This window comes from Chitinibacter sp. SCUT-21 (assembly GCA_041874755.1).
Lineage (GTDB): Bacteria > Pseudomonadota > Gammaproteobacteria > Burkholderiales > Chitinibacteraceae > Chitinibacter.
In genome coordinates this window covers 332,931-345,373 of record CP102611.1, presented here as the reverse complement: position 1 = coordinate 345,373, position 12,443 = coordinate 332,931, and the positions used below count along the sequence as shown (strand labels likewise).

The following is a 12,443-nucleotide window of genomic DNA, read 5'->3' as shown; positions in this document are numbered from 1 at the left end:
GCTTACAAATGGGCGCAGGTATTGCAGCCCATTTTTTGTTTCTGGAGCAAAAAAGATACATGGCGGTTAATTTACAGACAGTGTTGGATAGCACCCTGCCGGGTTTGGGCTACGAGCTGGTCGATTTTGAGCTCGGTGCAAATGGCTTGATGCGCATTTTCATCGACAAAGATGGCGGCGTAACCATTGACGACTGCGTTGCAGTGAGTAATCACTTGACGCGTTTGTTTATGGTGGAAGAAATCCCTTACGAGCGCTTGGAGGTGTCGTCACCAGGTTTGGATCGTCTAATTAAAAAGCCGGCTGATTTTGAACGATTTGCCGGACAGATGGTGAAAGTAAAGCTGCGCTTGCCGCTGCCGGATCGCCGTCGCAATTTGGTTGGCCAGCTTAAGGGTTTGGTCGATGAGTGTGTGGTGGTTGATGTGAATGGTGAGGTCTTGAATCTGCCACTGTCACAGATTGATCGTGTGCGTATTGAGCCGCAGTTTTAATCCCGCTGCAATTTCAATGGCCGCTCGCTTTACACCGCAGTTTTTCAGTTTGCCCGACTATTTGGCACAGCATGACGCCGGAGGAAAATATCAATGAATCGTGAAATTCTAGTGCTCGTTGAAGCACTTGCGCACGAAAAGAATGTTGCAAAAGAAGTTGTTTTTGGCGCATTAGAAATGGCGCTGGCTTCTGCTACAAAAAAACGTTACGAAGAAGAAGTTGAAATTCGCGTTTCGATTGATCGTGTAACCGGCGTGCATCGCAGTTTCCGAGTATGGGAAGTGGTTGAAGATAACGATCACGAAGAGCCTTCTCGCCAAATCGCTATTACTGATGCGCCAGACTACAGCGCAGACTTGAAAGTCGGCGATGTGTGGGAAGTTGAGTTAGAGCCTATCGAATTTGGTCGCATAGGCGCGCAAGCGGCTAAGCAAGTGATTTTGCAAAAAATCCGTGACGCTGAGCGCGAGCAAAATCTGAACGACTTTTTGCAGCGCCGTGAGCACATTATTTCTGGCAGCATTAAGCGCATCGAACGTGGCAATGCCATTATCGAGATGGGTAAGCTCGAAGCCATTTTGCCGCGCGATCAGATGATTCCAAAAGAAAATTTGCGCGTTGGCGATCGCATTAAAGCGTTCTTGTTACGTATCGACCGCATGGGTCGTGGCCCACAATTGGTGTTGAGCCGTGTGGCGCCTGAATTTATGGCCAAGTTGTTTGAATTGGAAGTGCCAGAAATCGAAAACAACCTGATCGAGCTAAAAGGCGTTGCGCGCGACCCTGGTATGCGTGCCAAAATCGCTGTGAAGTCGAACGATCAGCGTGTTGACCCACAAGGTACATGTATCGGCGTGCGCGGCACTCGTGTCAATGCCGTTAGCAATGAATTGGCTGGCGAGCGCGTTGATATCGTGTTGTGGTCGAGCGATGCAGCGCAGTTTGCGATTAACGCGTTGTCACCTGCCGAAGTGAACTCGATCATCGTTGATGAAGACAATCACAGCATGGATGTAGTGGTTGATGAAGACAATCTAGCGATGGCGATTGGTCGTGGTGGTCAGAATGTGAAGTTGGCAGCCGAACTAACTGGCTGGAAACTGAACATCATGACCGTGGATCAGGCCGAGCAAAAACACGAAGAAGAATTCACCAAAGTGCGTGCCTTGTTTGTTCAAGCGCTCGATATTGATGAAGATGTGGCCAATGTACTGGTTCAGGAAGGCTTCAATACGCTAGAAGAAGTGGCGTATGTGCCGTTGAACGAGATGTTGGAAATTGAAGCGTTTGATGAAGAAACCGTAAACGAGCTGCGCTCTCGTGCACGTGACGCTTTGCTAACGCAAGCGATTGTGCGTGAAGAAAAACTGGAGCACCAGTCGGAAGACCTGAAAACGCTGGAAGGTATGACGCCAGACTTGGCTGCTACATTGGCTGAGAACGACATACATACCCGTGATGATTTGGCAGAGTTGGCTGTCGATGAATTAACTGAAATGACAGGTATCGACGCAGAAGCCGCCAAACAACTAATCATGAAAGCGCGCGAACATTGGTTCGCTTAAGGCGCGGGAGAGTAATCTATGAGTGAACCCAAAGTCAGCCAATTTGCTGCTGAATTAAAAATGCCGACGCAAGAGTTAATCGAGCAATTGCGTGCGGCTGGCGTTGAAAAACGCAATGCTGAAGATACATTGACGGCTGAAGATAAGGCGCGTTTGCTGGATCATTTGAAACAAAAGCACGGCGCTGCTGGTGATAAACCGAAAATCACAATTGCACGCAAAGAAACGACTGAAATTCGCAAAACCGACGCGACTGGTAAAGCCAAAACAATTCAAGTTGAAGTGCGCAAAAAGCGTGTTGTTGCGCCTGAAGTAATGGCAGCAGCACAAGCTGCACCTGTTGCGCCAGCTGCAACTGCGCCATCAGCCCCTGTGATTGATGAGGCTGAACGCCAAGCTCGTGAAGCGCAAGCGAAACGCCAAAACGAATTGGCTGAGCGCCAAGCTGCCGAGATGCGCGCCAAGCAAAATCGCGAAGCCAAAGCTGCTGAACCAGCTAAGGCTGAAGTTGCTGCTACGCCAGTTGAAGCAAAAGTAGAAGCTGCGCCAGCGCCAGCGAAAGCTGAGCCAAAACCAGAGGCTAAAGTTGAAGCGAAGGAAGAGGCAAAAGTAGAAGCCAAGCCAGAAGTGAAGGCTGAGCCTGCTCCCGCTGCTAAGCCTGCGGTGAAGCCACATGTGAAGCCAGGTCATGAGAATGATCGCCCACGTATCGGTGCGCGCGTAGATTTCCGACGTCCGAAAGACACGCCAATGCAAGCGCCAGAAAAAGCTGCGCCAGCACCGGCTGCGGCTAAACCAGCCGATAAAAAAGCTGGTAATTCTCCGAAGAAGGATGAAAAAGGCGGCTGGAACGATGGTCGTAATAAAAAAGGTATCAAAACGCGTGGCGGCGATACGGGTAATGATTGGAAGAGTAAAAAAGGCGGCAAAAAACAGTCGCAGCAGCATGATAATAATGCTCACGCCTTCCAGGCCCCAACTGAGCCAGTAACGCATGAAGTTGATGTGCCAGAAACCATTTCTGTAGCTGATCTTGCGCACAAGATGGCGGTTAAAGGCGTTGAAGTTGTAAAAACGCTGATGAAAATGGGCATGATGGTGACGATCAACCAGGTGCTGGACCAAGAAACAGCGATGATCGTCGTTGAAGAAATGGGCCATATTCCGAAAGCGGCGAAGCTGGACGATCCTGAGACCTATTTGGGCGACGAAGAGAAATCAGATCACGCACAAATTTCGCGCGCACCAGTTGTTACTGTGATGGGTCACGTTGACCACGGTAAAACATCGCTGCTTGACTACATTCGTCGCGCGAAAGTGGCTGCAGGTGAGGCGGGTGGTATTACTCAGCATATCGGTGCTTACCACGTTGAAACCGGCAAGGGCATGATTACCTTCCTCGATACGCCAGGTCACGAAGCGTTTACCGCGATGCGTGCTCGTGGTGCGAAATTGACGGATATCGTGGTCTTGGTGGTTGCGGCCGACGACGGCGTAATGCCGCAAACAATTGAGGCGATCCACCACGCGAAAGCGGCGGGTGTGCCGATTGTGGTTGCAGTCAATAAGATCGATAAGCCTGAAGCCAATCTTGAGCGTATTCAGCAAGAACTGGTGGCGCAAGAAGTTGTGCCAGAAGAATGGGGTGGTGAAACCCAGTTCGTGCCAGTTTCGGCGAAAAAAGGTTTGGGTATTGACGAGTTGCTCGACGCAATCTTGTTGCAAGCTGAAGTATTGGAATTGACTGCGCCAGTTGATGGCCCAGCTAAAGGTATCGTGATCGAGGCTCGTCTGGATAAAGGCCGTGGTCCTGTTGCATCGATGCTGGTTCAGTCTGGTACATTGCGCAAGGGCGACACTGTATTGGCAGGTCAAGTTTACGGTCGTATTCGTGCGATGCTCGACGAAAACGGCAAGCAAATTAACGAAGCAGGCCCTTCAATTCCAGTGGAAATCTTGGGCTTGTCAGAAGTGCCGGCCGCTGGTGAAGACGCAATGGTCTTGGCTGACGAGAAGAAAGCACGTGAAATCGCCTTGTTCCGTCAAGGTAAATTCCGTGATGTGAAATTTGCTCGCCAGCAAGCGTCAAAACTGGAAAACATGTTTGCTCAGATGGCCGAAGGCGAAGTACAAAACTTGCCTATCATCATCAAAGCCGACGTACAGGGCTCTTCAGAGGCTTTGGCGCAAAGCTTGCAAAAACTATCGACCGCCGAAGTTCGCGTTCAAGTTCTGCATTGCGCGGTGGGTGGTATTTCTGAGTCTGACGTTAACTTGGCCTTGGCATCGAAAGCTGTGGTTATCGGCTTTAACGTCCGTGCTGACGCGGCTGCGCGCAAGCTGGCTGAAGCTGAAGGCGTTGATCTGCGTTACTACAACATCATTTACGATGCGGTTGATGACGTGAAAGCGGCCTTGTCAGGTATGTTGGCGCCAGAGCGTCGTGAGCAAATCTTGGGTATGGTTGAAATCCGTCAGGTCTTCACCGTATCTAAAGTCGGCACGATTGCAGGTTGCTTGGTAATGGAAGGCTTGGTGAAACGTTCAGCAGGCGTTCGCGTACTGCGCAACAACACCGTTATCCATACTGGCGAGTTGGAAAACCTCAAGCGCTTTAAAGATGAAGCGAAAGAAGTTAAAGCCGGCTTTGAGTGTGGCTTGCAGCTGAAGAACTACAACGATTTGCAAGTGGGCGACCAGTTGGAAATCTTCGAAGTGATCGAAGTTGCTCGTACATTGTAATCGGTGAAAAGGGCGGAGTTAGCTGAGCTGGCTCCGCTGATATAGCGCAAGGCGGATCAAACGATCGGTGCTTGCGCTTTTTGCATTTTATAAACCGCGCGCTAAGTCGGTATTTGGAAACGATGCGGCGCCTAAAATATGCGGAAAAATATGGCTAATAAGCAATTTACCCGTGCTGATCGCGTGGCGCAGCAAATCCAGCGCGATTTGGCGCAAGTGATTCGTGCTGAGTTGGATCATCCACAAGCATCGCTAATCACGATCACCGACGTTGAAGTGACGCGCGACTACTCGCACGCTAAGATTTTCTACACCTTTATGGGTGATGAGGCTTTGCGTGACGAAATCGCTGCTTTGCTATTGCGTGCAAAAGGCTTTTTGCGCGCGCAAATTTCACGCGGTATTTCTTTGTACAAAATGCCTGAGTTGCACTTTGAATATGACGTGTCGATTGAATACGGCATGAATTTGGCGCGCAAGATTCAAGAAGCAAACGATTTGCCAAAGGCGCAAGACGACGATGGCCAAGCGTAAACTCGACGGCGTTTTGCTGCTCGACAAGCCGTTTGGTTTTAGTAGTACTGGCGCTTTGAATAAATGCCGCTGGTTGCTGCAGGCAGAAAAAGGCGGCCATACTGGCGTGCTCGATCCGTATGCCACGGGTTTGTTGCCGCTGTGTTTTGGCGAGGCGACTAAATTTGCCCAGCGCATGTTGGATGCGGATAAGGCTTATCGTGCTCATGTGCGATTTGGCGAGACATCGACGACCTTGGATGCCGAAGGTGAAATTACCGTAACTGGTGTGGCGCCTGATTCTATTGATGCGGTTAAGGCGGCGATTGCCAAGTTTATTGGTCCAATTCAGCAAACTCCACCGATGTATTCCGCGCTCAAGGTTGCTGGTAAACCGATGTACGAATATGCCCGTGAGGGTATCGAGTTGGAGCGTAAATCACGCGAGATTACGATTTACGATATCGAGCTTATTTCGTATCAAGCTCCTGACTTAGTGATCGATGTGCGTTGCTCGAAAGGTACGTACATTAGGGTATTGGCTCAGGACTTAGGTGAGGCTTTGGGTTGCGGTGCATACCTAACAGGTTTGCGCAGAACGCTGACCGGTGGATTTAAACTCGAAGATGCGATTTCGCTGGATGAGTTCATTGCGTTGGAAATGGATGCGCGTGAGCAATTGCTCTTGTCCGCCGATTCTTTATTGAGCAATCTACCGAGCATGAATTTAAGTGACGAGCAGGTCGAAAAAATCTGTCACGGCATGCCTGTGCGGGATGCCAAGACCGACGTGCGGGGTGAAGTAAAACTTTACGGCGCCGCGCAAAAGCAGGATAATGCACGGTTTATCGGTTTGGGTGAAGTGGGCGCTGATGGCGTGCTGCGATCCAAACGTCTGCTGTCTACGGCGCAAGTTGCGTCCTGAAGCAGCTAATGGAGCTTTGTTGGGGTCATGCTCAATTTAGCTTGTCTATGGTGGCCATCTGGCTGCCTTTTATGGAGTAGTAAAATGACTGTAACTGTTGCACAAAAAGCTGAAATCGTTAAAGAGTTCCAACACGCTGCTGGCGATACTGGTTCTTCTGAAGTTCAAATCGCATTGTTGACTGCACGCATCAACGATCTGACGCCTCACTTCAAAGAACACAAAAAAGATCACCACTCTCGTCGTGGTTTGTTGAAATTGGTTTCTCGTCGTCGCCGTTTGTTGGACTACCTCAAACGCACTAACGTAGACAGCTACCGCAACGTGATTGCTAAGCTGGGTCTGCGTAAGTAATTCAGCTCAAAGTCGCAGCCTAAAGCTGCGACTTTTTCATTTCTGCTCCCTGTTTTTCTAATCCAATTCAAATTCTTTGCTTTCACCCAATAGCGATTCCGGCGGTGGGGCAAAGGCTAGTTGTGCCGGAATCGGCCTTGGGCATCGTCATCGGCAGTATGAAGACTATGGCTGACCCCCATCGCAGCAATAAAACATTATCTTGGTCGCAGATACATTGAAAAAGGACAGAACGTGTTCAATAAATTCAGCAAATCTTTTACCTTTGGTAAACACAACGTCACCATCGAAACTGGTGAAATCGCACGTCAAGCTTCTGGCGCGGTTATGGTTAACATGGACGACACTTGCGTTCTGGTGACTGTGGTTGCTGCGCGTGATGTGAAGCCAGGTCAAGACTTCTTCCCGTTGACCGTTGATTACCAAGAGCGTACTTATGCTGCTGGTAAAATCCCTGGGGGCTTCTTTAAGCGCGAAGGTAAGCCTAGCGAGAAAGAAATTCTGACGAGTCGTCTGATCGACCGTCCTATCCGTCCTCTGTTCCCTGAAGGTTTCTATAACGACATCCAAATCATCGCGACGGTGATGTCGATTAATCCTGAAGTTGATTCAGATATCCCTGCGATGATCGGTGCTTCTGCCGCGCTGGTCTTGTCAGGTGTGCCATTTGACGGCCCAATCGGCGCTGCACGCGTGGGTTACATCAACGACGAATACGTATTGTGTCCAGACTTGTCTGAAATGCCAAATAGCCAAATGGACTTGGTTGTTGCAGGTACTAGTCAAGCGGTATTGATGGTTGAGTCTGAAGCCAACGAATTGTCTGAAAGCATTATGTTGGGCGCGGTGGTATTCGGTCACGAACAAATGCAAGTGGCGATCAATGCAATTAACGAGTTGGCTGATGAAGTTAACCCAGAATTGCTTGAGTGGAATGCGCCAGTTAAGAACGAAGAGTTGATCGCTAAAGTACGCGCCATCGCCGCTGAAGGCGTTGCGCAAGCGTTCAAGATTCGCCAAAAACAAGCCCGTACTCAGAAAATTAACGAAACTTGGGCTTTGGTAAAAGCTGCGTTGATTACTGAAGAAACCGGTACGCTCGAAGCTAATGAAATCAAATCAATTTTCAAGGGCTTGGAAGCTGAAGTCGTTCGTGGCCAAATTTTGAATGGTGAGCCGCGTATCGACGGCCGTGATACCCGCACTGTACGCCCAATTTCTATCCGCACTGGCGTATTGCCACGTGCACACGGTTCGGTGTTGTTTACTCGCGGTGAAACGCAAGCGATTGCGGCTGCAACGCTGGGTACCAAGCTGGATGAGCAGAAGATTGATGCATTGCATGGTGGTTACACTGATAACTTCATGCTGCATTACAACTTCCCACCGTACTCGACGGGTGAAACGGGCCGTGTAGGCGTGCCAAAACGTCGCGAAATCGGTCATGGCCGTTTGGCTAAACGTGCCTTGGTTGCAATGTTGCCAAGTAAAGAAGACTTCGCGTACTCAATGCGCGTGGTGTCTGAAATTACTGAATCAAACGGTTCGTCTTCAATGGCGTCGGTATGTGGCGGGTGCTTGGCCTTGATGGACGCGGGTGTGCCAATGAAAAACCACGTTGCGGGTATCGCAATGGGCTTGATCAAAGAAGGCAGCGCGTTCGCGGTATTGTCGGACATCTTGGGTGACGAAGATCATCTGGGTGATATGGACTTTAAAGTGGCAGGTACAGAAAACGGTATTACTGCGCTGCAAATGGACATCAAGATCACTGGCATTACCAAAGAGATCATGTCGGTTGCCTTGGATCAGGCTAAAGAAGGCCGTATCCATATCATCGGCATCATGAAAGGCGCTCTGGATGGCGCTCGTGAAGAAGTGAGCGAGCATGCGCCACGTCTGTACACGATGAAAATCAATCCAGAGAAGATTCGTGATGTAATCGGTAAAGGCGGCGCGGTAATTCGTTCATTGACCGAAGAAACCGGCACGCAAATCGATATCAGCGAAGATGGCACGATTACGATTGCTTCTGTCTCGGCAGAGGGCGCTACTGAAGCGCGTCGTCGTATCGAAGAAATCACAGCTGAAGTTGAAATTGGCCGTGTTTACGAAGGCCCGGTAGTTAAGATCCTCGACAAAAACGTTGGCGCGATCGTTTCTATCATGCCAGGTAAAGATGGTTTGGTTCACATTAGCCAAATTGCGAATGAACGTATCGCTAATGTTGCTGACCATTTGCAAGAAGGTCAAATCGTTCGCGTGAAAGTGATCGAGCAAGATGAGAAAGGTCGTATTCGCTTGTCGATTAAGGCAGTTTTGAACGATGAGGCGGCAGCGGCTGCTCCGGCGGTAGAAGAAGCACCTGCGGCTGAATAATATTTGGCCGGCAATAAAAAAGGCACCGTAAGGTGCCTTTTTTATTGCTTATTGCAAGCGAAGTAAATTAAGCGTTGCTGCCATTGGCTGTGCTAGCTTTTTTGGCTGCGGTTTTAACTGCGTCAGCAGTTGCGGTAGAAGCGGCTTTTACTGACGCATCGGCAAATTCAGCAACTTGTTTGGCTGCTTTAGTCATGCTGTCTACTGCTGCTGCCGTAGCTTGAACGGTAGATTTAACCGCAGCTACCGCTGCGTCGGCACCGGCTGGCGCATTTTTTACGAAACGATCTAAGCCTGAAACTACGTTTTTATTGAAATCGACATTACGCTCGTCGATCAGTTTTGAAAATTCAGCTTGAGCTTGCGATGAAATTTCGTACAGGCTGCGTGAATACAGAGTAGCCTGTTCAATTGCATTGTCGGTTAATTTTTGGCGAGTGCACAGTGCGTCTTGAATGTCTTTCACGGCGCTAAGTTGTTTTAAGGTTTTAGCATTTTCTTCTAAAGCATTTTTAGCGGTTTCAACTTGTAATTTAGCCAGGCGGTCTAAAGAATCGAGTGAAATACGAGCGAAACGCAGGGCTGTTTCAACTTGCTCAGTGGCGAAGTTGGTGTATTGTTGTTGTGCTGTAGTCATGTCGAAATCTCCAAGTCTAGGTTTGGTGGTAAAGCTAACCGGGGGATCCGGTTGTATGGTGCGTTGCACAATGCAAAACTATTTTGGTACAGGGTTTGGGTGTTGTCAAATCTATTTTGCTGCACTGCGGCATGTGTTTTGTGCTGGCATTGTGTTGCTTCTCGCTAGATAATATAGCTATGCACAAAATCGACGAAAAGGATGGTTGAGTATGGAAAAGCGGGTCATTAAGAAATACCCAAATCGTCGTCTCTACGATACGACTACAAGCTGTTATATCACGCTCGCTGATGTGAAGCAGTTGGTGCTAGATGGTATCGATATCGCCATTCAAGATGCGAAAACAAACGAGGATCTGACCCGCAGTGTTTTGCTGCAAATTATCTTGGAAGAAGAGGCGGGCGGCATGCCGATGTTCTCGTACGATGTTTTGACACAAATTATCCGTTTCTACGGGCATGCAATGCAGGGTCTGATGGGAAATTACTTAGAAAAAAATATGCAGTTATTTGCTGAAATGCAATCACGCTTGCAAGACCAAACGAAGTCAAGCTTGGGGGCTGATAACCCAATGTTTAGTAATGCCAATCTGTGGGGCGAGTTTATGAAATTTCAGGGCCCTGCGATTCAGAATATGATGGGTAATTATTTGGAAAGCAGCACCAATATGTTTGTCGAAATGCAGCAGCAGCTGCAAGAGCGTGCTAAACATTTATTCACCGGTTTTGGTATGCCTGGTGGTCCTAAATCTGCGCCACAAGGTGCAGATGCCTTGCATCCTACAGCGCCGCCACCAACGATGGAAGTTGAGCAGGCCGAAGTTCAGGTCGAAAAACCCGCGCCCAGAAAGCGGGCTACTAAAAAAGTCGCTGAATAGTATTGCTCTCTAGCGCTTTAGAGTATTGATTTTGAGAGCAATACCCATAGTTGTGTCTTCAGCCCCATTTGGGGCTGAATTGTTTTAAAGGAAATAAATTGTCGCTAGATTTGGAAAGTAACTACCACCGTCGCTTTGCGGGCATTGCTCGACTCTACGGGGTGCAGGGTTTGAAAAACTTTGGCACTGCGAATATCTGCGTGATTGGTATTGGTGGTGTGGGGTCTTGGGTGGCCGAGAGTTTGGCGCGTTCAGGTATTGGTCGGGTAACTTTGATAGATCTGGATGATGTGTGTATCTCCAATACTAATCGCCAGCTTCCAGCCTTAGAAGGGCAGTTTGGTCGCATGAAAGTGGCGGTGGTGGCGGATCGTATGCGTGCGATTAATCCGGAAATTGAAATTCGAGCGATTGAGGATTTTATTGCCGAAGATAATTTTAAGGATTATTTGCTAGGTCATGATTATGTTATTGATTGCATTGATAGCGTAAAGACCAAAGCGGCTTTAATTGCATTTTGTCGACGTAATAAAATTAAAATTGTTACCGTCGGTGGAGCGGGTGGGCAAATTGATCCGACGCAAATTAAGGTTGATGATTTAAGTCGCACGATTCAAGACCCTTTGGCCGCAAAGGTGAGAAACTTATTACGGCGCGATTTTAATTTTGCCAAAAATGGCAAAAAAATGGGCGTTGAATGTGTGTATTCGACAGAGCAATTGGTTTATCCACAGTTGGATGGCTCGGTTTGTGCGTCCAAGCCGCAGGTGGGGGAGGGCGTGCGTTTGGATTGTGCGGGTGGTTTTGGTGCGGTCGTAACGGTGACGGCCACCTTCGGCTTTGTTGCGGTTTCTAGGGTGTTGAAATATTTGGCGCACAAATAAAAAAAGCCACGATTTAATCGTGGCTTTTTCATATGCCTGATTGCTAATTAAGCAGCAGCGGCAACAACTTGCAATTTAACAGTGCTAACTACGTCGTGGTGCAGAGCCAAAGCAACTTCGTATTCGCCGATTGCTTTGAATGGACCATTTGGCAGACGCACTTCAAATTTTTGAACCGCAACACCAGAAGCAGTGATGGCTTCAGCGATGTCGTGGTTAGTTACTGAACCGAACAGACGACCGTCAACACCCGCTTTTTGAGCGATAGTGATTTCAGCGCCTTCCAGCTTAGCAGCGCGCGCTTGAGCTTCAGCCAAGATTTCAGCTTGTTTAGCTTCCAGAGCCGCACGGTTAGCTTCAAATGCAGCCATGTTGGCTTCGTTTGCACGCTTAGCTTTGCCTTGTGGGATCAAGAAGTTGCGAGCGTAACCGTCTTTAACTTTAACGATGTCGCCCAATTGACCCAGATTCGCTACTTTCTCGAGCAGGATAATTTGCATAATAAGTTTCTCCCGTCCGTCTTAGTGTTGATCAGTGTAAGGCAACAAAGCCAAGAAGCGAGCCAATTTAATGGCAGTCGACAATTGACGTTGATATTTAGCTTTAGTGCCAGTGATACGCGCAGGAATAATCTTGCCGTTTTCAGAGATGAAATCTTTCAAGATTGCTACGTCTTTGTAGTCAACTTGAGCGATACCTTCAGTTGTAAAGCGGCAGAACTTTCTGCGCTTGAAGAGTTGGCGAGACATTGTCTAATCCTCAATTCAAATATTCAAAAGCGATGATATGCAAAACCATGCTCTGTCGGTATTTACTGCTGCGCGCGGCTAAAAAACCTTTGCATTTAATGCCTTGTGTTTTTGGTGTTTTTAGCAATTTCTCACCAATATCACCAAGAGCAACAAAAGGCATTTCACATTCAACTTTACGCTCTATGCCACTTTCGGTTTGCGTAGATTGATGAATAATCCATCCTTCAATCATCGCAATGCCAGCAGGGGTCCGGCGAAGGCTGTCTGTGATCAGTAACTGACCTTCAACTAAAAAATGGTTTCTTTGATTCAATTTTTCC

General features: G+C 48.4%; 13 protein-coding genes. 9 read left to right on the top strand and 4 right to left on the bottom strand.

The features are described from left to right. Nucleotides 1-59: 59 nt before the first annotated feature. The 7 genes from rimP (at nucleotide 60) to pnp (ending at nucleotide 8,973) form a co-directional block, all read left to right on the top strand. On the top strand, nucleotides 60-494 hold the full coding sequence (gene rimP / locus NT239_01540) for a ribosome maturation factor RimP (protein XGA71549.1): 435 nt from the start codon (nucleotides 60-62) through the stop codon (nucleotides 492-494). Between the two features lie 93 nt (nucleotides 495-587). After that, entirely contained in the window at nucleotides 588-2,060 is a 1,473-nt protein-coding gene (gene nusA, locus NT239_01535) for a transcription termination factor NusA (protein ID XGA71548.1), read from the top strand. A gap of 18 nt (nucleotides 2,061-2,078) precedes the next feature. Then, the gene (infB, locus tag NT239_01530) at nucleotides 2,079-4,802 is read left to right on the top strand and encodes a translation initiation factor IF-2 (GenBank protein XGA71547.1); all 2,724 of its coding nucleotides are present in this window, start codon (nucleotides 2,079-2,081) and stop codon (nucleotides 4,800-4,802) included. Between the two features lie 150 nt (nucleotides 4,803-4,952). Continuing rightward, on the top strand, nucleotides 4,953-5,336 hold the full coding sequence (gene rbfA, locus NT239_01525) for a 30S ribosome-binding factor RbfA (GenBank protein ID XGA71546.1): 384 nt from the start codon (nucleotides 4,953-4,955) through the stop codon (nucleotides 5,334-5,336). Further along, nucleotides 5,323-6,240 carry a tRNA pseudouridine(55) synthase TruB gene (truB, locus tag NT239_01520; GenBank protein XGA71545.1) on the top strand — a complete coding sequence of 306 codons (918 nt, stop codon included), beginning with the start codon at nucleotides 5,323-5,325 and terminating at the stop codon, nucleotides 6,238-6,240. Before rbfA ends, truB begins: the two co-directional genes overlap by 14 nt. A gap of 84 nt (nucleotides 6,241-6,324) precedes the next feature. Then, nucleotides 6,325-6,594 carry a 30S ribosomal protein S15 gene (rpsO, locus tag NT239_01515; protein XGA71544.1) on the top strand — a complete coding sequence of 90 codons (270 nt, stop codon included), beginning with the start codon at nucleotides 6,325-6,327 and terminating at the stop codon, nucleotides 6,592-6,594. A gap of 234 nt (nucleotides 6,595-6,828) precedes the next feature. Then, a complete protein-coding gene (pnp, locus tag NT239_01510) occupies nucleotides 6,829-8,973 on the top strand; it encodes a polyribonucleotide nucleotidyltransferase (GenBank protein XGA71543.1) in 2,145 nt (714 codons plus the stop codon). A gap of 67 nt (nucleotides 8,974-9,040) precedes the next feature. On the opposite strand, the gene NT239_01505 is transcribed toward pnp, so the two are convergent. Next, entirely contained in the window at nucleotides 9,041-9,610 is a 570-nt protein-coding gene (locus tag NT239_01505) for a phasin family protein (protein XGA71542.1), read from the bottom strand. A gap of 211 nt (nucleotides 9,611-9,821) precedes the next feature. Here NT239_01505 and phaR point away from each other — a divergent pair, with 211 nt between their 5' ends. Then, nucleotides 9,822-10,487, top strand: a complete 666-nt coding sequence (gene phaR / locus NT239_01500) for a polyhydroxyalkanoate synthesis repressor PhaR (GenBank protein XGA71541.1) — start codon at nucleotides 9,822-9,824, stop codon at nucleotides 10,485-10,487. Nucleotides 10,488-10,585: 98 nt separating this feature from the next. Further along, the gene (gene tcdA / locus NT239_01495; GenBank protein XGA71540.1) at nucleotides 10,586-11,371 is read left to right on the top strand and encodes a tRNA cyclic N6-threonylcarbamoyladenosine(37) synthase TcdA; all 786 of its coding nucleotides are present in this window, start codon (nucleotides 10,586-10,588) and stop codon (nucleotides 11,369-11,371) included. A gap of 47 nt (nucleotides 11,372-11,418) precedes the next feature. Here the strand turns inward: tcdA and rplI are convergent, their stop codons facing one another. Genes rplI through priB form a run of 3 tightly spaced genes read right to left on the bottom strand, consistent with a single transcriptional unit; the run spans nucleotide 11,419 to nucleotide 12,436 of the window. After that, entirely contained in the window at nucleotides 11,419-11,871 is a 453-nt protein-coding gene (gene rplI, locus NT239_01490) for a 50S ribosomal protein L9 (protein XGA71539.1), read from the bottom strand. 21 nt (nucleotides 11,872-11,892) lie between these two features. After that, nucleotides 11,893-12,120, bottom strand: a complete 228-nt coding sequence (gene rpsR, locus NT239_01485) for a 30S ribosomal protein S18 (GenBank protein ID XGA71538.1) — start codon at nucleotides 12,118-12,120, stop codon at nucleotides 11,893-11,895. A 10-nt stretch (nucleotides 12,121-12,130) separates the two neighbouring features. Beyond that, on the bottom strand, nucleotides 12,131-12,436 hold the full coding sequence (priB, locus tag NT239_01480; protein ID XGA71537.1) for a primosomal replication protein N: 306 nt from the start codon (nucleotides 12,434-12,436) through the stop codon (nucleotides 12,131-12,133). Nucleotides 12,437-12,443: the final 7 nt, after the last annotated feature.